Source organism: Streptomyces sp. NPDC057638 (assembly GCF_042800315.1).
Taxonomy (GTDB): domain Bacteria; phylum Actinomycetota; class Actinomycetes; order Streptomycetales; family Streptomycetaceae; genus Streptomyces.
In genome coordinates this window covers 1-23,355 of record NZ_JBHVHF010000061.1, presented here as the reverse complement: position 1 = coordinate 23,355, position 23,355 = coordinate 1, and the positions used below count along the sequence as shown (strand labels likewise).

18 protein-coding genes are annotated in these 23,355 nt (G+C 72.7%); 9 read left to right on the top strand and 9 right to left on the bottom strand.

All coding sequences use genetic code 11. The features are described from left to right. Positions 1-397: 397 nt before the first annotated feature. From ACFVIM_RS11880 to ACFVIM_RS11840, 9 genes are all read right to left on the bottom strand, one after another. Complete coding sequence (locus ACFVIM_RS11880) at positions 398-1,081, bottom strand: pyridoxamine 5'-phosphate oxidase family protein (protein WP_384300547.1); 684 nt, start codon at positions 1,079-1,081, stop codon at positions 398-400. 41 nt (positions 1,082-1,122) lie between these two features. After that, positions 1,123-2,370 carry an ATP-grasp domain-containing protein gene (locus tag ACFVIM_RS11875; RefSeq protein ID WP_384300546.1) on the bottom strand — a complete coding sequence of 416 codons (1,248 nt, stop codon included), beginning with the start codon at positions 2,368-2,370 and terminating at the stop codon, positions 1,123-1,125. A 98-nt stretch (positions 2,371-2,468) separates the two neighbouring features. Further along, entirely contained in the window at positions 2,469-3,722 is a 1,254-nt protein-coding gene (locus ACFVIM_RS11870; protein ID WP_384300545.1) for an ATP-grasp domain-containing protein, read from the bottom strand. 37 nt (positions 3,723-3,759) lie between these two features. Next, positions 3,760-5,361, bottom strand: coding sequence for a condensation domain-containing protein (locus ACFVIM_RS11865; protein WP_384300544.1), 1,602 nt, complete (start codon positions 5,359-5,361; stop codon positions 3,760-3,762). A 3-nt stretch (positions 5,362-5,364) separates the two neighbouring features. Then, positions 5,365-6,633: an ATP-grasp domain-containing protein gene (locus ACFVIM_RS11860; protein ID WP_384300543.1), complete on the bottom strand. Its 1,269-nt coding sequence runs from the start codon at positions 6,631-6,633 to the stop codon at positions 5,365-5,367. A 108-nt stretch (positions 6,634-6,741) separates the two neighbouring features. Then, positions 6,742-8,001: an MFS transporter gene (locus ACFVIM_RS11855; RefSeq protein WP_384300542.1), complete on the bottom strand. Its 1,260-nt coding sequence runs from the start codon at positions 7,999-8,001 to the stop codon at positions 6,742-6,744. Next, positions 7,998-9,533, bottom strand: a complete 1,536-nt coding sequence (locus ACFVIM_RS11850) for a metallopeptidase TldD-related protein (protein WP_384300541.1) — start codon at positions 9,531-9,533, stop codon at positions 7,998-8,000. The genes ACFVIM_RS11855 and ACFVIM_RS11850 overlap by 4 nt, the downstream gene beginning before the upstream one ends. Further along, positions 9,530-10,891, bottom strand: a complete 1,362-nt coding sequence (locus ACFVIM_RS11845; RefSeq protein ID WP_384300540.1) for a TldD/PmbA family protein — start codon at positions 10,889-10,891, stop codon at positions 9,530-9,532. The genes ACFVIM_RS11850 and ACFVIM_RS11845 overlap by 4 nt, the downstream gene beginning before the upstream one ends. 58 nt (positions 10,892-10,949) lie before the next feature. Beyond that, the gene (locus ACFVIM_RS11840; RefSeq protein ID WP_384300539.1) at positions 10,950-11,921 is read right to left on the bottom strand and encodes a TauD/TfdA family dioxygenase; all 972 of its coding nucleotides are present in this window, start codon (positions 11,919-11,921) and stop codon (positions 10,950-10,952) included. Between the two features lie 273 nt (positions 11,922-12,194). Between ACFVIM_RS11840 and ACFVIM_RS11835 the strand changes: the two genes are divergently transcribed. The 9 genes from ACFVIM_RS11835 (at position 12,195) to ACFVIM_RS11795 (ending at position 23,324) form a co-directional block, all read left to right on the top strand. Continuing rightward, entirely contained in the window at positions 12,195-13,055 is an 861-nt protein-coding gene (locus ACFVIM_RS11835; protein ID WP_384300538.1) for an isocitrate lyase/phosphoenolpyruvate mutase family protein, read from the top strand. 49 nt (positions 13,056-13,104) lie between these two features. Then, positions 13,105-14,082 carry a 2,3-diaminopropionate biosynthesis protein SbnA gene (gene sbnA / locus ACFVIM_RS11830; RefSeq protein WP_384300537.1) on the top strand — a complete coding sequence of 326 codons (978 nt, stop codon included), beginning with the start codon at positions 13,105-13,107 and terminating at the stop codon, positions 14,080-14,082. After that, entirely contained in the window at positions 14,075-15,190 is a 1,116-nt protein-coding gene (locus tag ACFVIM_RS11825; RefSeq protein WP_384300536.1) for a 2,3-diaminopropionate biosynthesis protein SbnB, read from the top strand. The genes sbnA and ACFVIM_RS11825 overlap by 8 nt, the downstream gene beginning before the upstream one ends. Next, positions 15,187-16,980: an AMP-binding protein gene (locus ACFVIM_RS11820; protein ID WP_384300535.1), complete on the top strand. Its 1,794-nt coding sequence runs from the start codon at positions 15,187-15,189 to the stop codon at positions 16,978-16,980. Before ACFVIM_RS11825 ends, ACFVIM_RS11820 begins: the two co-directional genes overlap by 4 nt. A gap of 1 nt (position 16,981) precedes the next feature. Then, positions 16,982-18,139, top strand: a complete 1,158-nt coding sequence (locus tag ACFVIM_RS11815; RefSeq protein WP_384300534.1) for a nucleotidyltransferase family protein — start codon at positions 16,982-16,984, stop codon at positions 18,137-18,139. Continuing rightward, positions 18,136-19,080, top strand: a complete 945-nt coding sequence (locus ACFVIM_RS11810; protein ID WP_384300533.1) for a hypothetical protein — start codon at positions 18,136-18,138, stop codon at positions 19,078-19,080. Before ACFVIM_RS11815 ends, ACFVIM_RS11810 begins: the two co-directional genes overlap by 4 nt. Then, positions 19,077-20,201: a pyridoxal-phosphate-dependent aminotransferase family protein gene (locus ACFVIM_RS11805; RefSeq protein ID WP_384300532.1), complete on the top strand. Its 1,125-nt coding sequence runs from the start codon at positions 19,077-19,079 to the stop codon at positions 20,199-20,201. Before ACFVIM_RS11810 ends, ACFVIM_RS11805 begins: the two co-directional genes overlap by 4 nt. Positions 20,202-20,328: 127 nt before the next feature. Then, a complete protein-coding gene (locus ACFVIM_RS11800) occupies positions 20,329-22,584 on the top strand; it encodes an FAD/NAD(P)-binding protein (protein WP_384300531.1) in 2,256 nt (751 codons plus the stop codon). Then, positions 22,581-23,324, top strand: coding sequence for a maleylpyruvate isomerase family mycothiol-dependent enzyme (locus ACFVIM_RS11795; protein ID WP_384300530.1), 744 nt, complete (start codon positions 22,581-22,583; stop codon positions 23,322-23,324). The genes ACFVIM_RS11800 and ACFVIM_RS11795 overlap by 4 nt, the downstream gene beginning before the upstream one ends. Positions 23,325-23,355: the final 31 nt, after the last annotated feature.

Below are 23,355 nucleotides of genomic sequence, written 5' to 3'. Positions count from 1 at the left end.
CAAGACCCCGATCTAGCCGTCCGCTGAATAGCCGAAAGGCAAACCGGAAGTTACGGCCAATCGATCACGTTAGTGACAGGCATGGCGACGGCGCGCATTCCCCCCACAGAAACACCCTCCCCCGAGCCGACCGAAACCACACCCGGGAACAGGAGCGCGAAGAAAGCGAGGGCGACTATTCGGGCAACTACGGTCTTCTTCATGGGAATCCTCTGCTGAACCTAAACGACCACCCGCGTCAGGGCTGGCTCAAACGTAACCAGCCCGGCGATCGTCTGGCAAGTCTTGACAGAGATGGCAATTTACGATTCGTACACAGAAGCATCACCAGATCTCCACCAGGACAGCGCCCTCTCGTGGATACCCGCCCGGCCCCGAGGGACCGGGCGGGTGCCCCTCAGCCGGATTCCGGATAGAGGTGCCGCTCGTACTCGGGGCCGTAGCGGCGCTCCAGGGATTCAAGGGACGCTTCGGTCCATTCGGTGGCACGGGCGATCCGCGCCCGGGAGGCGACTGCTTCCGGATTCCAGGATCCCGGGTCCCAGAGCTTCGCCCGCATGAACGACTTGGCGCAGTGGAAGTACGTCTCCTCCACCCTGACCAAGAGGGCAAGGGCAGGACGGTGGCCCCGCACCACCATCTCGTCGAAGAAGGAGGCCGAACGCACCAGACGGGCTCGCCCGTTGACGCGGAGTGTGTCGCCCCGCCCCGGAATCAGGAAGACCATTCCTACCTGTGGGTTCTGCAACACGTTGCGCCAGGTGTCCAGCCGGCGATTGCCCGGCCGGTCGGGCACCGCGAGGGTGCGCTCATCGAGAATCCGCACGAACCCCGGTGGATCTCCGCGCGGGGAGACATCGCAGGTCCCGTCCGCGGCAGCGGTCGCTATCAGACAGAACGGCGAATTCTGAATCCATTCGGATTCATGGACGCGCAGCACCGGGCTCGCCTTCTGGAAGACCACGGGATTCACCGGGCCGACCAGTTCCCGCAGTTCTTCCTCGCTGGTTATCTCCTCGTATGCGAAACCGTCCAAGCCGTCCCAGCCGTCCCCGCCGCCGATGCCGTCCATGCCGTCCATGGAGTCCTCCACGCCGTTCCCCGGGGCTACCGATCCGGCCGTCACTCGGCCGGATCCGTAGCCCCGGGCTCCGTGGTGACCCGGATCGCCGCGCAGGCCTTCTCGCACAGCGCCACCGCCGCGTCGGCGTCCTGGGCCACCGCGATCACCTGGCCCAGGCGGTCCCAGCTCGACCGCATGGGCCGGACCACGCTCCCCGGCTCCACCGACAGGTCCACCTCCACCACCCCGTCCAGGCCCCTGGCCGCCGCGACCCCCTCGACCGCCGTCACCGTGCCCGGCTCGGCACCCAGGAAGCGGGTCGCCGCCGCCCGTAGCGGGGCCGGCCGCTCGTCCAGGGCAGGCAGCCCGCCACCGGGCCAGGCCACCGTGTACCGCTCGATATCGAAGCCGTACGCCTCCTCCACCAGGTCCCGGATCCGGTCGCCGCCCGGCCGGTTGTGGGACTCGATCACGCGCGGCCCTCGTTCCGACAGCCGCACCTCCGTGTGGCTGGGACCGCTCACCACCCCGATCGCGTCCAGGAAGGTCGTCACACACGCCACCACCGCCGCCTCGTCCGCCGCGGCGATCCGGGCCGGCACCACATGACCCAGCTCCACGAAGTTGTCGTAGGTCAGCTTCTCCGTGACGGCCACCACCACATGGCGGCCCTCGAAGGTGAACGCCTCCACGCTGAGCTCCGGCCCGGAGATGTACTCCTCCATGAGGAAGCGGTCCAGCGGGAAGAAGCGGGCGAACTGGTGGTCCGAGTGGCGCAGCCGCGTGATCGCCTCCCACACCTCGTCCACCTGGTCCGCCGACTCGACGAGCCGGAGCCCCAGGCTGCCGATGCCGTCGACCGGCTTGACGATGAACGGGTACCCGTGGCGCGCGCCGAAGGCCGTCAGGCTCTCCCGGTCACCGGCCTCCTCGGCCGCGACCGAGACCGACGGGGCCGTGGCGGCCAGGTGGCGGCGCATGCTCAGCTTGTCCCGCAGCAGATGGGCCACCTCGTAGGAGACACCCCCCAGACCGAGCAGGTCACTGATCCGGCCCGCGGGCTCCACGCCCGCCTCCGTCGTGGTCACCACGCTCGTGAAGCCGTACGCGCGGTGCGCGGCGACCACGAGGGGCTCGGTCACCGACCAGTCGGTGTAGTCCACCAGCAGGGCCGCGTCCACCAGGGAGGCGTGCTCGGGGGTGAACTGGCCGGGCTGCTGGAGGTAGACGACGCCCAGGCCCTGCTCCTTCGCCTTGCGGACGTTCTCGATCCGCCCGCCGACGACCAGCACGCGCTGTTCGGACATGATGCTCCTTCACATGATCTTCAGTGGTGGGCCCTTCGGCCCCGGACGGCGGGGCGCGTCGCCCGATCCGCGGATCGCCCGTCGCCGGATCGCCGGACTCAGGCGCCGGTGACGGGCTCCGCCGCCTCGGTGAGCTCCACGACGGCCACGGCGACCAGCTCCCGGGCCAGCGCCCGCATCCGGTCCGGGGTGGCACAGTCCAGGACCGCCCAGGCCAGCCGGTCCCCCGAGTTCTCGGCGGGACGCACCCGCGCGCCCGCGGCCAGCCTGGCGTCGTGCCGGACCACCTCGGGCGACCTGTCCGCCCAGGCGGACAGGTCCAGGGCGGCCAGCGTCCCCGTCCCGGGCGACGAGAGGAAGAGACTGCCCGCGGAGCGCACCACGCCGTGACCGTCCGGCACGGACGGCTCCTCGTCCAGGGCGAGGAGCAGACAGGCCGCGAAGGCGTCGAACCCGTGCGCCCGGCCGACGAGTTCCATGATGTGGTCGCCCGGGGTGCGCACCGCCACCTCCATGATCACCAGCTCATCGTCGGAGACCGCCCGGAACTCCAGGTGGGCGATGCCGGTCACCATCCCGAGCGCCGCGACCACACCGCGGCACAGCTCGTCCGCCGCCTTCCGCAGCACGGGCCGGCCCGCCCCGTAGCCCGCCTCGTGGAGCAGCTCCACGAAGTGCGGCGGACCGGTGGTCTCCTTGCGGGTCAGGTTGGTGAACAGGACCCGGCCGCGGTGCACCAGGGCCTCCACGCTGTACTCCTGGCCCTCGATGTACTCCTCGACCAGCAGCGGCCCCTCGGTATCCCGGCGGGCGACCGCGTCGGCCCAGGCGTCGGGGGTGCCGATCCGCTCCACGCCCTGGCTGCCCTGTGAGGAGACCGGCTTGACCACGACGGGCAGCCGCCCCAGGGCCCAGTCGGTGGCCTCCGACAGCCGCCGGGTGTGACGGTGGGCGGGCTGGGGCAGGCCGGTGCGGCCGAACTCCGCCCGCTGGAGGGCCTTGTTGCGGGAGACGGTCGCCGCGTCCAGGCCGGGCCCGGGCAGTCCCAGCCGGTGCTGGACCATCGCCGTGGCCAGCACGTGCGGCTCGGCGAAGCCCCAGACGGCGTCCGGGTCCAGCCGGGCCGCCAGGGTCATCGCGGGCGCCAGCCAGCTCTCGTCCCGGCCCGCGGCGGCCTCGTCGACGGGCTCGAAGTCCACCAGGCAGGGGAATCGGTCCACGAGCGCGGCGTACCGGACGGGGGTCTCCACGACACCCACCCGCAGCCCGCGTGCCTGGGCCGCGCGCAGATAGCCCTCGGCCATCACCCCGGCGCCGACGAGGAGGACCGTGCGCTGCTGATCGTCTGCCATGGTTCGTGCTCCCAAATCTGTCGCGTACGAGGGGTTCTCAGCCTGTGGGGAAGGCGCCCGGGGCGGGCAGCGCCGGGCAGTGCGGGTCGAGCGCGGCCGCGCACAGCAGCCGTTCGAGGGCGGTCGTCCACCGCTCGGCCCACTCCGGGGGGTGGACGGCGGTGTCGGCCTGGAGGAGCAGCCGGATGCCATCGGCGTCCACGTCGGCGCTGAGGTAGTGACTCGCCCGCCACGGGTCGGCGTCGGTCCACTCCGCCCGGGCCCGGTCCGCGGCGGCCGCGAGCTCCGCCGCGGTCGTCGGGCGGACGGGCAGGGCGGTCGAGCGCGGCCGGTAGTTGAGGGTCGGGGTGGCGTCGACGCGTACGCCCCGTTCCTCCGCCACGGTCCGGAGCAGGGCGGCCAGCCGACCGGGCGGGGCGCCGCCGGCGCGGAAGGCGCGCAGCGAGGCCACGGCGGTGCGGCGTACCAGTTCGTGGAAGTCGGCACCGGCGGTGTCCACGCAGCAGGGGACCGGCTGGGACAACGGCAGGACGGCCGCGGCGGTCCCCGGCCGCAGCCGGTTCGCCGAGATCAGCTGGACCGACCCGTACCGGGTGAGGCCCGTGCCGTCGTCGTCGGGCACGGGACCGGTCCTGACGGCGTCGAGCGCCACCATCGCGGCGGTGAGGACGGCGGCCGGGGACTGCCCGGTACGGGCGGCGACGGCACCGACGGCGAGGTCCAGGGCGGGCGAACGGTACCGGAGGAAGCGGTACCGCGGCTCCGCGGGCGCCGGGGCCGTGGACCTCGCCGACGCGCCGGTGGCCGCCGCGGCGGCCTGGAAGCCTGCCGCGGGTCCCGGAGCGGGTTCCGGAGCGGGTCCCGGAGCGGGTTCCGGGGCGGCTTCCGGGGCAGGTCCCGGGGCGGGGGGCATATGGCGGTAGGCGTGTTCGGCCAGGCGCAGGGCGCGCTGGACGGCCCGCTCGCCCGCCGGGGACTCCTCCGCGGCCGCCTGCTCCCGCGGCCCGCGCGCGGGACCGTCCGGGGCGGGCGCGGAGCGGGCCACCGGGTCGGCCTCGGCGATCCGCCCGACCAGGTGCGCGGAGACCGGTACGAGCGCGTACGCGTCGACGGCGACATGGCTGAACGCCAGGGCGAGGTAGCGCGCGCGACCCTCCTCGGTGACGAGCGCCGCGCGCAGGGGCCAGCACTCCGTCACATCCAGGGGCGGGGCGGTGAGCGCGTCGAGAACGGTTCGCGCCCGCTCACCGGCGGTGCCCGCGGGCACCTCGTGGACGGCGAGGTGCAGGGCGCCGCGCCGGTGCACCCGCTGGTGCGCGCCGCCCGCCTCGCCGCGCACCACCCGGCTGCGCAGCACCTCGTACCGTTCGACCAGCTCACGCAGCGCGTCGGCGGTACCGGTCTCGGACGTCCCCGGGCGCAGCCGGTACAGCCGGGGGATGTTGAGTCCGCGCCCGTGCGCCCGGGCCGCGTCGACCTCGGCGAGGTAGTACCGCTGACTCCAGGTCAGCGGCGCCTCGAAGGTGTCGGGGGCCGGCTCACCGGCCGTACCGTCCGCCGCGGGGTCCACCGCGGCCAGAAAGCGTACGGGGACGGTACGGGCCGGGGCGGGGGTGGCCTCGGGGGCCGGGCGGGACACGGGCTATGCCTCCGGGGGCGTCTCGGCCAGCGGCGACCAGGTGAAGCGGAGCGTGTCACCGGCCGTGTGGGCGCGGGCCAGGGCCTGCTCCCGGTCGGCGCCCTCGGCGATGATCCAGGCGGCTCGGTCACGGTTCGAGCCGTTGGCCCGGTAGTCGATGCCGGCCTGGACGCCGGGGCGCAGGTGCACCTCGTGGACCCCGTCGATGGCGAGGGCCTCCTCCACCCCGTCGATGGCGTCGAGATGGCCGCTGGAGCGGAGCATCAGGAAGTGGATCGCGGCGGTGCGGTCGGTGGTGAGCGTGAGGTCCGGGGCGCCGCCGAGGAGCGCGGTCATATGGAGACGGCACATGTCGACGCCGCTGGCGATGCGGACGGCCTCCGGGATGCGGTCCCCGGCGATACGGCCGTTGACCTCGATGACCCGGGCGTCCTTGCCGTCGGCGGTGAGCTTGAGCTCGACGTGGGACGGGCCCCAGGTGATGCCGACGGCCTTGACGGCGAGTTCGGCCTTCTCGATGAGCAGCCGCTCCCGCTCCCCCGGCAGCTCGGCCGGGAAGACATGGCCCATCTCCAGGAAGAGCGGCGGCTCGCTGCCGATCTTCTCGGTGAGGCCGAGGACCTTGCCGTGCACGATCTCCGCGGAGTACTCGGCGCCCGGGACGCACTCCTCGACGATCACCTTCGGGGTGACCTGGTGGCCGAGGTACTCACCGAGCCGCATGACCTCCGCGGTGATGGCGGTGACGTCCCGCGCGTCCTCACAGCGGCGGACGAACAGACTGCCGGTGAGGTCGAGCGGCTTGACGACGACGGGGTAGCCGATCTCCCCGGCGGCGGCGACGGCCTCCTCGGGCGACGCGGCCACCCGGAACAGCGGGTTGAGTCCCGGCACGCCCGCCATCGCCTCGCGCATCGCCGACTTGGAGCGGCAGATGGCGACGGCGTCCGGGTCGGGACCCGCCAGGCCGAGCCGGGCCGCGACCCGGGCGCCCATGTCGCAGTAGTACTCGTAGACGGAGGTGACGCCCACGAGCTCGCCCGTGGTGGCGAGTTCCTCGCAGAAGGCCAGGATCGCGTCGGCGGAGTCGACGTCACAGGCGCGGATCTCCACGCCGAGCGCGGCGTAGTCGTGGAGCAGCGAGGGGTGCAGGTGCGCGGGGTCGGCGGCCAGGATGATCGGCGTGATGCCCTGCTCCAGCAGGAAGCGGGCGCAGTCCTGCCCGGCGCCGGTCCAGGGGGATTCGATGAACACTACGTAGCGGCGGGACACGGGTACTCCATTTCAGTTGCTCTGGGAGGGCGGGGTACGTCTCAGGTACGCGGCGGAGCGCCGTCCGCCGACGGGGACGCGGACGCGGGCTCGTCGGGGTCGGGGAGGTCACGCAGGGGCCGCGGCCGGGGACGCGGACGCGGGCTCGTCGGGGTCGGGGAGGTCACGCAGCGGCCGCAGCCGGGAGAGCACCAGCCACAGGACGCCCGCGCTCATGCCCGCGCCACCGATGAGGAGGGCGCCGCGGACCCCGATCCACTCCCCCAGGGCTCCGCCGGCCAGCGAGCCGAGCGGAAGGATCCCCCAGACCAGGAAGCGGACGCTGGCGTTCATCCGGCCGAGCAGTTCCGGCGGGCACAGCTGCTGCCGGATGCTGACCTGACCGACGTTGTAGACGACGATGCCGAAGCTCATGGCGAACCAGGGCACCGCGAACAGCAGGCTCCGCCAGCCGCTGTCGGCGAACGGGATGAGCAGGGCGGTGGGCACGGTCAGCAGGTACGAGGCCCACATCGCGCGTACCTGTCCGAACCGGCGGGCCAGCCGCCCGGCGAAGGCGGCGCCGAGCACCCCGCCGACGCCGCTGACCGCCATGAGGAGGCCGACGGCGGTACCGGAGAGCCCCATCTCGTCCACGAGCAGCAGCATCACCAGGGGCAGGGACACCGCGTAGAAGAAGTTGTAGGTGGCGGCGGAGCCGGTGATGGCCCGGAAGACCGGTTCGCGCAGGACGTACTGGAGTCCCTCGCGGATCTCGGCGCCCATCCGGCGCCGCTCCGTGCGCTCCGGTACCGCCTCCGGGGTGCGGATACGGGAGAGCAGGAGCGCGGAGACCACATGGCTCGCGGCCTGCACGGAGACGGTGGCGACGGCTCCCGCGAGCTGGACCAGACCGCCGCCGAGGGTGGGTCCGGCCAGCCGGGACACCGCGTTGGTGCTCTCCAGCCGGGCATTGCCCTCGACCAGGTTCTCCCGTCCGACGACGAAGGGGATGTACGACTGGTAGGCGATCTCGAAGAACGCGGTGGCCAGGCCGACCAGAAGGGTCACCCCGAGCAGAACGGGGAACGTGACCACGTCCAGCAGGAAGCCGACGACGATCGCCGCCATCAGCAGCGCCCGCAGCAGATCGCAGACGATGAGGATCGGGCGGCGCCGGGACCGGTCGACGAGGACGCCCGCGGGCAGGCCCACGAGGAGGAAGGCCACCGTCTGCGCGGCCTGGAGCAGCCCCATCTGGAACGGGGTCGCGGCCAGGGTGCTCGCGGCGAGGAGCGGGATGGCGACCCGGGTCATGTTGGTGCCGACCATGCTGACCGTCTGCGCGCCCCAGAACAGCCGGAACTCGGCGTTCCGCAGAAGGCTCATGCGCCGTCCTGGTGGCCGACGGTGAGGCAGCGGGTCCACAGGCCGGGGGCGGCGACGAAGGAGTTGTTGCTGCGGTTCACCTGGACCCGGCCGTCGTGTCCGTCGATGGAGCGCAGCAGGTCGAAGACATTGCCGGCGAGAGTGATGTTGCCCGCGTTGCGGCGGGTGCCGTCCGGGCTGACGAGCACGGCGTTGGCGCCGATGGAGAAGTCCCCGGTGATCGGGTTGGAGGTATGGGCCCCGTTGGCCTGCACCACATGGAGCACGGTGCGGTCGGGGCGCACCTCGGTGCCGAGATCGTCGGCATGGCTCAGCAGCAGATGGCCGGGGTGGACGGTCGGCATCTCCCCGTTGGGGCCCCGCTGCGCGGAGCCGGTGGCGGGCGCCCCCGCCTCGGCGGCCGTACGGCGGGAGGAGAGGAAGCCGCGCAGGACGCCGTCCTCGACGAGCACGGTGGGGCCGGTGGGGGTCCCCTCGCCGTCCCAGGGGGTGGGGAGCGGGGAGCCGGTGGCCGTGGGGTCGTCGCGGAGGGTGACGCCGGGGGACGCGACGCGCGCGCCCACGCGGTCCTTCAGGGGTGAGCGGCCTTCGAGGACGGAGTCGAGCAGGAACGCGGGGGCGACGAGGGTGAGCAGCCGGGAGACCACCCGGCCGTCGACGAGCAGGTCGTCGTGGTCCAGGGCGGTGACCGGCCGGGAGGCCAGGACCCGGGCGAGGGCGACGAGTCCGGGCAGTGCGGTGCGCTCGGCGTCGGCGAGCACCTCTTCCAGGGTGCGTCCGAAGAGCTGGTGGCCGATGTAGCCGGTGCCCTCGCCGCGGGCGGTGACCCGGGCGAAGAGCTGCGCGACGCCGGTGTCGTACGAGGCCGGGGCGGTGCCCGCGCGGTGCAGCCGGACCCGGGTGCGGTCGGCGCGGACGCGCAGCTCGATCTCCAGGTCCGCGGTCCCCTCGGCGAGCGCGCGCAGCCGCGCGGTGGCGTCGTCCCCGATCCGCGGCAGGGGGGCCGCGGCAGGGGTGTGGGGGGCACGGTCCGCGTCGGAAGCACGGTCCAGGTCGGAGGCACGGTCCGCGTCGGAAGCACGGTCCGCGTCGGAAGCACGGTCCGCGTCGGAGGCACGGTCCAGGTCGGGCTCGGCGGCCGAGGCCAGGGCCGGGACCGGGGGCGGGGACGCCGTGCCCGGGGACGGGGCCCCGGTGCCGAGGACGCGGCCGATGTCGAGGGCGGTGGTCACCAGGTCGGGGTCGGTGGCACCCGGGACGTTGCGGACGGCGTAGCCCTCGGCGCCGTCGGCCCACACGGTCAGCGCGGTGGCCCCGGAGGAGACCTCGCTGCGGCGCTCGACCGCCCCGGCGCGGCAGACGAGTTCCTCCGTCTCGTGCCAGGCGGTCCACACCTCGGCGTCGGCGCCGCGCCGGGCCGCCTCGGCGAGGAGGACGTCACTCGCCCCGTACCCCGCCTCGGCGCCGGGGAACTCCGCGTACTCCTGGGCGGTGTGGTTCTGGGACGTGTGGTTCTGGGGGGTGGTGCTCATCGGCCCGTCCCTCCCACCAGCAGCGAGCCGACCCGGAGGGTCGGGCCGACCACCCCGACCGTCACCCACTGGCCGAACTTGCCGCACTTGGCCGCGCCCACCGTGCTGTCGTCGGCGACGGCGTCGATGTCCCTCAGCACCTGTGTCCCTGTTCCCGTGATGGTGGTCTCCTCGATGGGGTCGGTGACCCGCCCGTTCTCGATCAGATGACCGTTGGTCACCCGGAAGGTGAACTCGCCGGTGGATTCGATGACCTCGCCGCCGCCGACGTGCTCGGCGTAGATGCCGTACTCGGTGGAGGCGATGATCTCGTCGACGGAGGAGGTCCCGGCGGCGAGGCGGGTGTTGGTCATCCGCGGCTGCGGCGGCTGGAGGGCCGTGGTGCAGCGGCCGTTGCCGCTGCTGTCGAGGCCGAGCCGGGCCGCGGACTCCTGGTCGGTGAGCCAGCCGGTCAGGACGCCGTTCTCGATCAGGGTGGTGGGGGTCGCGCGCACCCCCTCGTCGTCGAAGCCGTACGAACCGACGGCACCCGGGACGGTCGGATCGTCCCTCAGGGTCACCAGCGGGGAGGCGATCGTCCGGCCGAGCTGCCCGGCGTAGACGGAGCCGCGCAGCACCTCGTCGCCCTCCAGCGGATGGCAGCAGGCCTCGTGGAGCAGGACCATGCCGCGGCCGCCCGCGACGACCACGGGGAGCCGGCCCACCGGGGCGGGCCGGGCCGCCAGGCCCGTGACGGCGCGGCGGGCGACCTCGGCCCCGGCGGCGCGCATGTCGATGCCGGAGAGCGGGCCGCTGACACCGGGGGTGTAGAAGCCGGTGGCGACGCGGCCGCCCTTGCGCGCGATGACACGGACGGTGAGGTAGCTGAGCAGCCGGGTCTCGTCGTGGAGGTCGCCCCGCGCGTCGACCAGGCAGTTGTCCTGTTCGGCGAGTTCGAAGTCGATGACGACCTGGGCGACCGCGGGGTCGACGTCGCGGGCGGCCTGTTCGAGTTCGCGCAGGGCGGTGATCGCCGCGCCGGGCGCGGTCCAGGCGGGACGGTGCCCGGGCGGCCCGCCCGCCCGACGGCCGGTCCCGCCGCTCCCGGCGGCCCCGCCTGCGGCGGCGAGCCGTGCGACGGTCGGGTCGAAGCCCGAGACGGAGCGGTGCAAGAAGGTGTCACGGGTGATGTACCGCGCCGCCGTGGCCTGCCCCCACTGCACGCTGATGTCGCTGACGCGGCCCTCGGCGAGCCGACCGCTGGTGCGGTGCCAGGTCTGGACCTGGCCGGACGCGGCGAGGTGGCCCGGGGGGCGACTGCGCCGCAGTTCGGCGGCCAGGTCGTGGCCCACCGACCGGACGGACTCACGCGGGTGCATCGTTGGTCTCCTTGGCATGTCGGGACGTTCGGCGTTCGGGCGCGGCGCGCCGGGTCCGTCAGGACTTGGTGGACCACATCCGGAACATGTAGCGGTTGACGTCGTCCGTCCGGTCCTCGCCCATGTCGATCTCGCGCGGCTGGAAGCGGTCGTAGAAGGCGGTACGGGTGTGCAGGAAGCGATCGTCGGCGGAGACCAGGGTCTGCCCGCGCTCCAGCCGGACGCGGTACTGCACCGAGGACTGGTCGAGGACGGCGTCGAAGAAGTCGAGCGCGGCGCGCTGTTCGTCGGTGATGGGCTCACCGACCTTGTCGTGGGCGACCTCGATGTAGGTGCGGAAGTAGCGGACCAGCGGTTCGCCGTCGGCGGTGTAGCGGATGATCGGTGAACGGAAGAAGCCGGTCTCCTGGGACAGCGCCATACCGCGCTTCTCGAACCAGAAGTCCCGGGTGAGGACGGCGAGCACGTCCGGGTGCCGCTCCAGGACCTCATGGACGGGCTTGGCGTCGACGAGGATCGACTCGCCACCGATGTAGGCGGACTGGCCGCAGGAGAGCAGCAGGTAGTCGATGGGGTCGACATCGTTGACGGCGTCGTTGTGCATGTACGAGCCCTGCTTGGTCTGGTGGTAGCGGGCGCCGTCCTCGATGGTCGTGCGGATGCCCCGGTCGTAGACCTCGATCAGCCGCCAGCCGTCGGTGTTCTGGACCATGGGCCGGCCGAGGGCGGTGCCGAGGACCCAGGCGTACAGGGCCTGATCGCGCAGCCCGTCCACGCCGTCGACCCGGTCGTACACGATGAAGTGCGCGGTGTCGTCGATGACATGACGGCTCGCGTCGACCTCCGCCGCGAAGAGCGGGACGGCGTCGAGGTCGACCTCGACGGCGTCGACCCGGCCGGTCGGGAAGCGGCGGCCGAGATCGGCGACGTACGCGGCCACCTCGCGCTGCGCGGGCTCGGAGAAGGCGTGGAACGTCTCCGCCGGAACCTCCAGGGTGCGGGGGTGGGTGGGCGCGAGCGTGGTGCTCATTCTCTGCTGTTCCTCTCTGGGTTCCGGATGACCCGCGACGGGCCTGGTAAGCATTGCACCACGTAGGCAAGTTGTTGACAAGGATGTTGACATCCGCGCATTCGTCACCCTACCTTCGAACTCGGCCGCCCTGATCATCTGCCGTGGCGGACCAGCGAGAAGACAATCAAGAGGCGAGTCAAGGCCTTGCCTAGACATCGCTCCAGCATTGCCTACAACGGCGTAGAGCGAGCGATTCGATCCACCACATCGAACGATTCAGGAGTCTCAGGCGTGCAGCGGTCCATCTATCCTTCATTTCGCTCTGTTCTGGCCGACAACGAAATTGTTCGTGTGGCGGGCGCCAACCACGCCCTCGGCGGACTGCTCGCACAAGAGGCCGGGTTCCAGGCCGTCTGGTCGTCCAGCCTCGAGGTATCGGCGTCCCGCGCCCTTCCCGACGCGAGCATCCTGAGCATGACCGAGTACCTCGAAGCGGCCGCCAACATCCAGAAGGCGCTGCGGATCCCGGTCGTGGCCGACTGCGACACCGGCTACGGCGGCAACCTCAACGTGGCCCACATGGTCCATGAGTTCGAGGCGGCCGGCATCACCGCGATCTGTGTCGAGGACAAGCTGTTCCCGAAGATGAACAGCTTCGTCGCGGGCGGCCAGACCCTGCTCGGCACCAAGGAGTTCACCGACAAGATCCGTATCGCCAAGGCGGCCCAGGCCACCAAGGAGATGTTCGTCATCGCCCGCACCGAGGCCCTCATCAGCGGGCTCGACGTCGACGCGGCCCTCGAACGCTGCCGCGCCTACGCCGACGCCGGCGCGGACGCGGTCCTCGTCCACTCCAAGGTGAAGACCCGCGACCAGGTCGTCGGGTTCCTCGAGGGCTGGGACTTCCGCTGCCCGGTGGTCATCGTGCCGACGACCTATCCGGACTGGCACATCGACGAGATCCAGCAGGCCGGCGTCTCCGTCGTCATCTACGCCAACCAAGGGCTGCGCGCCACCGTCAGCGCGCTGCGCGAGACCTACCGCTCCGTCTACGAGACCGGCGACTCCACGGCGGTCGAGGACTCCATCGCCTCCGTCCAGGACGTCTTCGCCCTGCAGCGCCTGGAGGCCTGGCAGAAGCTCGACGTCTGATCGCCGGGACGGACCGTAGGGGGCGGGACAGAAGAAGCGGAAACGACTCTTGGCCATCATCTCCACAGCGGACGAACTGTTCGACAGCGACGTCTACGTCGACCTCGGACAGACCCTCCGCCTCCCGTTGCACCTCAAGTGCGAAGGCTTCAACTTCGCCGGCTCCGTGAAGCTCAGGGCCGCCACCTCCATGATCGATTCGGCCGAACGGCTCGGCCTGATCGACGAGCACGCCACCATCGTCGAGTCGTCCTCCGGAAACCTCGGAGTGGCGCTCAGCGTGGTGGCGGCCGCCCGCTCCCTGCGGTTCGTCTGTGTCACCGACCCCAAGTGCAACCCCTCGACCATCAAGCTCATGCGGGCCCTCGGCAGCACGGTCGTGGTCGCCGACCGGCCCGACGCGGACGGCAGCTACCTCACCGCCCGCAAGCACCTCGTCCGCGAGCTGTGCGCCCGTAACGCCGGATATGTGTGGCTCAACCAGTACGAGAACCCCGCCAACTGGCTGGCGCACTACGAGAACACCGCGCCCCTGATCGCCAAGCGGTTCCCCGACCTCGACCTGCTGTTCATCGGCACCGGCACCGGCGGCACCCTCACCGGCTGCGCCCGCTGGTTCCGGGACAACCGCCCCGGCGTACGGATCATCGCGGTGGACACCGTGGGCTCCGTCAACTTCGGCATGGCGGCCGGACCCCGGTACCTGCCGGGTCTCGGCGCCAGCGAGCCGATGCCGCTGGTGGCGGAGGCCCGGCCGGACGAGATCGTCCGGGTCCACGAGCGCGACACCGTACGGATGTGCCGCCGCCTGGCCCGCCATGGATTCCTCATGGGCGGCTCCACCGGGACCGTCGTCAGCGGTGCCGCCCGCTGGCTGGAGCGGCACGCCGCCGACTCGCCCACCCTCACCGCGGTGGCCATCTCCGCCGACATGGGCGACCGCTACATCGAAACGGTCTACGACGACGCCTGGGTGCGGAGCACCTTCGGCGACCTCGCCAAGGAACAGGAAGAGAGCAATGGCTGAGCAGCAGGGTGGGCCCCCGCAGTTCTCCGTCGTCCCCGGCGCGGCGGTGCACCGCGGCCTCGAAGGGCGCAGGGCGGAGATCATCGACCTGGTGGAGGCCGCCTACCGCCGTCACGGCGAAGGCGGGACGGTCAACCCGCCCTCGTACTTCCTTCGCTTCCCCGACCGGCCCACCGCCCGGATCATCGCCCTGCCGGCCTCGGTCGGCGGCACGGAAGCCACCGACGGCACCGACGGCACCGACGGCACGGCCGACGGCGTCGGCACGGCCCTGGCGGCCGGTGTGGACGGGATCAAGTGGATCTCCAGCTTCCCCACCAACCTGGAGCGGGGCATCCCGCGCGCCTCCGCCGTCCTGCTGCTCAACGACCCGGCCACCGGCTACCCCTACGCCTGTCTGGAGGGGTCCATCATCAGCGCCGTGCGCACCGCCGCGTCGGCCGCCGCCGCGGCCCGGCGGATCGCCGCCCAGCGCGGGTCCACCCCCCGCCGCGTCGGCTTCTTCGGCACCGGCCTCATCGCCCGGTTCATCCAGGACTACCTGGCCGAACTCGACTGGGACGTCGACGAGTACCACGTCTTCGACCTGAGCGACGACTACGCCGGCTCCTTCGCCCGGCAGGTCCTGGAGCCCACCGGCCGGCCGGTCCGCGTCCACACCGGTGCCGAGGACCTCGTCCGCGCCTGCGACCTGATCGTCTTCGCCACCACCGCCGCCACCCCGCATGTGACCGACCCGGACTGGTTCTCCCACCACCCGCTGGTCCTGCATGTCTCGCTGCGGGACCTGGGCACCGACGTGATCCTGGACAGCGTCAACATCGTCGACGACGTCGAGCACGTACTGAAGGCCGACACCTCGGTGCACCTGGCCGAACAGCGCACCGGTGGCCGGGACTTCCTGGACGGCACGCTGTACGACGTCCTCACCGGCGAGGTCACCGTCCCCGCCGACCGGCCCGTGGTGTTCTCCCCCTTCGGGCTCGGCATCCTCGACCTCGCCGTCGGCGCCTATGTCCACCGCGCCGCCGTCGCGGCCGGAGAGGCCGTCGCCATCGGCGGCTTCTTCCACGAGCTGGACCGCCACCAGAGCGCGGGGGCGTCATGACACGCGCAACCGTCCCGGGGCCGTCCCCCGCCACGCCCGTCCTCGCCGCCCCGGCCCTCGCCCCGCTGCCGCTCGCGGAGGGCGCCGCGGCCCGCGCCCGCGCGCTCTGCCTGAGCCGGTCCGCGCGGTTCGACACCGCGACCGGCGTGCTCGACCACGTCGCCCGCTTCGCCGCCGCCACCCCCGACGCACCCGCCGTCGTCGACGGCGACACCACCCTCACCTATCCCGGACTGCTGGCCCGCGCCGACCGCTACCGCACCGCCCTCGCCACGGCGGGCTGCGGTGAGGGAAGCGTGGTGGCCGCTGTCGGCGACCGCTCGGCGGACACGATCGCCGCGTTCCTCGCCCTCGAAGGGCTCGGCGCCGTCTACCTGCCCCTCGCCACCGACTGGCCGGCCCAGCGGGTCACCGAGGTCCTGGAACGCGCCGCGGCCGGATTCCTGCTCGACTACTCGGGCGGACCGGGCGGCGGCGGGGCCGCCGGGGAGACCGCGGTCAAGGCGGCGGCCGGCCTGGGCACCACCATCGTCACGGCCCCCGGCGCGGGCGCCACCGGCCCTGGCGCCACCACCGGCCGTCCGGGCGCCACCCCGGTTCTTTGGGCCCCCGACGGCCGGGACCGGTCGCTGGAGCCCCGGTACTGCATCTTCACCTCCGGCACCACCGGCCGGCCCAAGGGCGCGGCCGTCGAGCACCGCGGCATGGTCAACCATCTGTGGGCCAAGGTCGCCGACCTGGACCTCACCGCCGATGACCGGCTCGCGTTCACCGCGCCGCTGGTCTTCGACATCGCCATCTGGCAGATGCTCGCCCCCCTCCTCGTCGGCGGTGCCGTCGTCGTCGTCCACCAGCCCTCCCTCGACTTCCCGCGCCGGGTGCGCACCGCCCTGGAGCGCACCGGCGTCACCGTCGTCGAGCTGGTGCCCACCGTCGTCGGCTGGCTCGTCGCCGAGGCCGAGCGGCGCGGCCCGGTGCTTCCGGCCCTGCGCTGGCTCATCTCCACCGGTGAGGAGCTCCGCCCCGAACTCGCCGCCCGCGCGCTCACGGCACTGCCCCACGTACGGCTGCTGAACGCCTACGGCCCCACCGAGTGCTCCGACGACGTCACCCACCACGAGGTGACCGCCGCCGACACCGGCCTGGACCGGCTGCCCGTCGGCGGGCCCGTCGACAACGCCCGCCTCTATCTGCTCGTCCACGAGGCGGCCGGGGTGAACGAGGCGGCCGGGGAGAACGGGGAGAACGAGGCGGCCGGGGGCGTGTGGCGGTCCGCCGAGCCCGGCGAGGCCGGGGAGCTCTTCGTCGGCGGCGTCGTCGTCGGACTCGGCTATGTGAACGACCCGGACAACAACGCCCGCGCGTTCTTCACCGACCCGCTGGACCCCGAGTCGCCCACCGGCCGGCTCTACCGCACCGGCGACCTGGCCCGCTTCGAGGACGGCACGGTGCTCTACCTCGGCCGGATCGACCGCCAGGTCAAGGTCGCCGGCGTCCGGATGGAGCTCGACGAGATCGAGACCGTCCTGCTGCGCCACCCGGCCGTGGACCGCGCCGCCGTCACCGTCCCCGTCGTCGACGGGAACCCCGCGCTCGCCGCCCACTACACGGTCCGTGGACCTGTGACGCCCGAGGAGCTCCGCGCCCATCTGGCCGGTTCCCTCCCCGAGGCGATGGTGCCGCGCCTGCTCACCGAGCTGGACGCGCTCCCCCTGACCCCCAACGGCAAGACCGACCACCGTGCGCTGCGCCGGCTCACGCAGGACGGCACGTCTCCCGCAGAGGTGTGACATGGCAGACCAGACCCCTTCCCGTGACCTGACCGCCGAGGACCTGCCCGTCCACTCCCGGCTGCTGCTGCGGATGGCCCGGCTCCGGCTCGGTGCCGACGACGTCGCCGCCATCCGCGAGCTGGCGAACCGCCCGGACCTCGACTGGGGCGCCTTCCTGGAGGCCGCCGCCTGGCACAAGCTGCTTCCGCTGATCGGCCGGCATGTCGACCGCCACCGGCTGGACCGCGCCTCCGGCGACCAGGCGGGCTTCCCCTACCCGTGGGTGTTCACCGGCGCCTACCTCGCCAACCGGGCCCGCAACCAGGGCCTGTCGGACGAGTTCGGGCGGGTCTTCGCCGAACTCTCCGCCGCGGGCCTGCGGTTCGCGGTCCGCAAGGGCTTCTCCCTCGGCGAGGGCGAGTACCACGACCCGGCGCTGCGCCGCATCGCCGACCTCGATGTCCTGCTCTCCCGCGAGGACGCCCGCGCCGCCCACGAGGTCCTGCTCCGCCTCGGTTACATCCAGGGCAAGGTCGCCGAGGACGGCGAGCGGATCGAGCCGTACAGCCGCGAGACGCAGGCGTTCTGGAAGATGAACCTCAGCAACCAGCTGCCGTACCGCAAGCCCGGTGGCCGTCCCGACATCACCGACTTCAACGTCGACATCTGCCATGACATCTTCCAGAAGAAGTCCGGGATCAGCGCGGGCGCCGCCGAACTGCTCGACCGTGCCGTGCCCACCGTGCTGTGCGGCGCCCCCGCCTGGGCGCCCGCTCCCGACGACCGGCTCCTGGACCTCTGCTCGCATCTGCACAAGGAGGCCACCAGCCTCCACTTCATCGAGGACCGCCAGGACCTCCAGCTGAGCAAGTTCCTCGACCTCGCCCTGGTCACGGAGGCCTGCGGGGAGGACGACTGGCAGCGGTTCCTCAAGCGGGTCGCCTCGGTCGGCGCCGAAGCCATCGTCTACTACGCGCTGCACTTCACCGCGGCGCTCTACCCGGAGGCCGTCCCCGCCCACGTCCTGGCCGCGCTGCGGCCCGAGGACACGGACTACCTGGAGCTGTACGGCTCCCTCGACGGCCAGAGCGCCCGCTGGGAGCAGCCCTTCCTGGAGCGGCTGTTCAACGCCCGCCGGCACACCGCCGGGACCCTCTCCAACGTCCCGCTCCAGTGAGCACCACCACCGTGCCCACCGCACCCACGGCGGGTGTCGCGACGGACCGGGAGCCGGGGCTGCTCGTCCTCAAGATCGGCGGCAGTCTCCTCTCCGACAAGGAGCACAGCGGGGAGACCGACCACGCGGCCATCGACGCCTACGCGCGCCTGGTCGCCGAGCTGGCCGCCGGCCGTCCGGGCCGGGTCATCCTGGTCACCGGCGGCGGCGCCCTCTGCCACCCGGTCGGCCTGCGGATCAAGGCCGCGAAGGACGACCCGTACGCGGCGGTCGCCCTCACCGAACCCGCCTTCCATATGCGCTGGGCGTGGACCACCGCGCTCCGCGCCCACGGAGCGCGCGCCGTGCCGCTCCAGACCACCTCGATGATCAACGAGCTGCCCGACGGCAGCACCGTCACCGAGACCGGGGTGGTGACCCGGCTCCTCGCGGAGGGCGCTCTGCCGGTCCTGTCCAGCGACTGCGTGGTCACCGCGGCCGGCACCCTGCGCATCCTCAGCAGCGACGACGTCCCCGGAGTGGTGCTCGACGCCGGTGTGGCCGCGGGACCCGTCCGGGTCGTCGCCCTCACCGACGTGGCCGGTATCCACCTGGCGAAGGACCGGGACAGCCCGGTCCTTCCGTACCTCGACCCCGACGACCTGACCGCCGCGCGGCGGCTGTTCTGGGACGACGCGTGGGATGCCACCGGAGCCATGGAGGGCAAGGTCGAGGCGCTCGCCGCGCACGCCCGCCGCGGCGCCGAGTGCGTCATCACCCGGGGCGGCTGCGGTCCGGGCGGCCTCGGGTATCTCTTCGCACCGCTGGACGCCTGGCCCGGCGACGTCCCCCGCACCCTGATCCGGCGTCGCGGGCCCGCCACCACCGAACCGCCCGCCGGGCGGCCCGCCGAACCGTCCGCCGCCCGCCTCACCGAACCGTCCCAGGAGGACCCCCTATGACCGGCACGCCCGGACGGCCCGACCGCGTCGTCCTGCTGAACCCGGGGCCTGTCAATGTGCACGACCGGGTCAGGGCCGCCCTGGCGGGTCCCGACGAGTGCCACCGGGAACCCGAGACCCAGGCGCTCCTCGGTACCGTCGCGGGCAAGATCACCGAGGTCTGCGGGGCCGCCCCGGACAGCCACGCGGCGGTCCTGCTCACCGGCTCCGGGACGGCGGGCCTGGAAGCCGTCGTCAGCTCGGTCGTCCCCGCCGAAGGCCGCCTGCTGGTGCTGGACAACGGCCACTACGGCGAGCGGCTGCTGCGTATCGCGGACGTCCACGGCATCGACAGCGTCCGGCTGGAGTTCGGCTGGGCCGCCCCGCTCGACCTCGGCACGGTCGGCAATGCGCTCGCCGCCGACCCGGGCATCACCCATGTCGCGGTCGTCCACCACGAGACCAGCACCGGCATGCTCAACCCGCTGCGCGACCTGGGCGCGCTGGTCGCCCGGCACGGCCGGTCCCTGATCGTCGACGCGATCAGCAGCCTCGGCGCCGAGGACCTGGACGTCGTCCGGGACCACATCGACTGGTGCGTCGGCACCGCCAACAAGTGCCTGGAGGGCATGCCCGGCATCAGCTTCGTCTGCGCCCCCCGCGAGCGCCTCGACGCACTCGCGGACCTTCCGGCCCGCACCTTCTATCTCGACCTGTCGGCGAACTACCGCGCCCAGGTACTCCAGGGCAGCCCGCAGTTCACTCCGGCCGTCCAGGTGCTGCGCGCCCTCGACACCGCCCTCGACCTCACCCTCGCCGAGGGCGTCGCGGCGCGGACCGCGCGCTACGCGGACCGCGCGGCCGAGCTCCGCGCCGGGCTCCAGGAGCGCGGCATCGACCTGCTTCTGCCGCCGGACCAGCGGGCCGGCTCGATCACCAACGCGCACCTGTCCAACGGCATGACGTACGACGAACTCCACGACGGTCTCAAGCGGCGCGGCTACGTGATCTACGCGACCCAGGAGAAGGCCGCGGGCGTCTTCCGCCTGGCCAACATGGGCCAGTTGACCGCCGCCGACATCGCGGGCTTCTTCCGCGCCTTCGATGAGGTCGTCGCCCGGTGCGATCCCCTGCCTGCCTGACCCTCCAGACCAGACCCAGACCAGTCCCAGCCCAGACCCCGCCTGGACCCACCGCCGGAACACCGGGCCGGGGATCCCAGGCCGAGAAGAGAGATGGAGCGGTGAGCCGGTGACAACCGACCCTTCCGTGAACGCTGCGCCGATTCACCTGGCGATCGTGGGCGGTGGCCCGACCTGCACCTACGTCCTGGAGCGCCTCGCCGCCCTGGTGCGCGACCGGCGGGACGCGGTCGCCCTGGAGATCGTGATCTACGACCTCTCGGGCGAGTTCGGACCCGGCCAGGTCCACAGCCCCGACCAGACGAGGACCAGCTACCTCAACCGCGTCGTCGGCCAGGTCGCCTTCGCCGCCGACGAGAGCGTCATCGACGCCGGGCCGCTGCTGACCGCGTCCGAGCGGCCCACGCTGCTCGACTGGTGCCGCGCGAAGTTCGAGGAGACCGGCGACCCCGTCTACGACCTGGTCGCCGAGGACTGGCCCAAGCGGTATCTGCACGGCGAGGCCCTGCGCGACCAGTTCCGCGGGTACGTCGAGATCCTGCGCGCCGCCGCGGGCGTCGAGGTGACCCTGCGGCAGGCCGAGGTGGTCGACCTGGAGGAGCGCGGCGACCGGTTCGCCGTCCTCACCGCCGACGGCGCCCCCGCCTACGAGGCCGACTACGTCCTCATGCTCACCGGCCACTCGTCCAACCGGCCGGAACTGGACCCGCGCCAGGCCCACCTGGCCCGGTTCGCCGACGCCCACCCGGCGGCGCACCTCATCCCCTCCGCGTACCCGCTGGAGCGGTCCCTCGACCCGGCCCACACCGGCCCCGGCACCACCGTCGCCTGCCTGGGCATGGGGCTCACCGGCATCGACGTGCTGCTGTACCTCACCGAGGGGCGCGGCGGCACCTTCGAGCGGGACGCCGACGGCGAGCTGGTCTACCGGCCGTGCGGCGCCGAACCCGACTCGATCGTCGCGTTCAGCCGCTCCGGTCTGTTCACCTTCGCCCGGCCGTACAACGAGAAGGAACGCGACATCGCGACCCTGGAGTACAAGGGTCCCTTCCTCACCACGGCCGCCGTGACCGGGCTGCGGGCGACCGTCGGCGTGCCGAACGTCATCGGCGGTGTCCCCAAGCGCCAACTCGACTTCGAGCGCCATGTCTTCCCGCTGATCCTGCTGGAGATGGCGCTGATCCAGTACGGGGTGCTGTTCGGCCCGGAGTTCCGCGAGGCCGCGATACGGGCCACGCAGCCCGCGTACGAGAAGTTCCTGGCCGACGCGGACGCCTTCGCCGACCACCACGAGGCCGGCGCGTTCCTCGTCGCGCCCGTCGAGGACCTCGCGCGGGACCTCGCGGACCAGGTCGACGGCGTCCTGGCCGGCCGTACCGCACTCAGCGTGCACGCCGGCGGCGGCTCCCAGGGCGTCCTGCCGCCGGTCGACCGGGCGGTGCGCTCCTTCCTGACCGTCGTGTACGGCGCGGAACCAGCCGGGGCGCTGCTCGCCCAGGCCGGCGACCCGCGCGCCTTCGCCGCCGCGGTCGCCGCGGCCGAGTCCCCGTGGCGGCACGCCACGCGGGCGGCCGACCACCGGTTCTCCTGGGAGCGGACCATCAACCCGGTGCCGGTGCCGGAGGGCGGTTACACGGGCCCCGAGGAGTATGTGGAGACATTCCTCGACTTCCTGGACCGGGACATCCGCTGGGCCGCCCAGGGCAACCTGAGCAACCCGGCGAAGGCCGCGGCCGACGCCGCCTGGCGCGACATGCGGGGCGTGGTGATCGAGGCGGTGGACTTCGGCGGGCTGCTCGCCTCCTCGCACCGCACCTTCCTCGGCGTGTACACGCCGCACCACAACCGGCTGTGCCAGGGCGCGTCGGTGGAGGCGATGGAGAAGGTCACCGCGCTGGTCAAGAGCGGCCGGGTCGACATCTCGGTCGGTCCGGGCGCCCGGGTGGAGTGCGACGAGGAGCGGGGCCTGTTCCGTGTCAGCGGCCCGGCCACCAGCACCGAGCGGTACGCGAACGCCCTGGTCGACGCGCGGGTCCACGGCTTCGACGCCGAGCGCGATGTCATGCCGGTCTACCCGAACCTGCTGCGCCGGGGCATCGTCCGCAAGTGGGCCAACCCCGGTATCGGGGAAGGTGACTTCGTCCCCGGCGGACTGGACCTCACCCCCGAGTTCCACCCGGTCCGCGCTGATGGCATTGTCGAGTCCCGGATCACGTTCCTGGGTCCGCCCAGCGAAGGCGTGATGTACCACCAGATCGGCGCCCTCCGGCCGAACAAGGACCACCACGTCATCCGGGACATCCTCTGCTGGATCCACGCCTTCATGCCGCAGGAGTCCACCGCCGGAGGGCAGCCGCAGCAGCCCGAAAGGAATCCGTCATGAGCACCTCCATCGACTACACCGCCCCCGAGTTCGGCGGTGTCGGCGTACCCGAGCGGCTGAAGGAGATCCGCGCCGCGCACGACCGGCTCCGCGCCGCCGCCGCGGAGATCACGGAGGAGGGTGCCCGCGAGGCGGTCCACCTCCCGGGCTGGACCCGCGGCCACGTCCTGATCCACCTCGCCGACCTGTCCAGGGCGTTCGCCCGCCAGGCCCGGTACGCCGCCGAGGGCAGGTCCATCGAGGTGTACGACGGCGGGCGGCCCACCCGCGACCGGCGCATCGAGGAACTGCACGGCGAGCCGGTCGCCTGGCTGCGGGAGCAGCTGGCGGAGGGCCTGACCGCGCTGGAGGAGGCCTGGGACGCGCTCGGCCCCGACGGCTGGGAGCTGCCCTGCGCCTACCGGAACTCGCCGCTGTTCGCGACCCAGCTCGCGTGGTGGCGGGAGACCGAGCTGCACACCGTCGACCTCACCGTCGGCTACGGCTCCGAGGAGTGGAGCGCCGCGCTCTCCTCGCACGTCGTCTCGTTCCTCACGGGCCGGCTGCCGCAGGGCGTCGTACTGAGCGCCGAGGACACCGGCGAGGAGTGGTCCACCGCCGCCGAGGGCGCGACCCCGGTGGCGGTGCGCGGCTCGCTGCGCTCGCTGGCCGCGTGGATCTCCGGCCGCCCGCACCCGGCCCTGCCGGTCGTGGACGGCGACCCGGCCGCGGCGCTGCCCGAGCTGACCGCCTGGCCGTAGGACACCCGGTGGCGGTGGGCCCGCGCCCCGC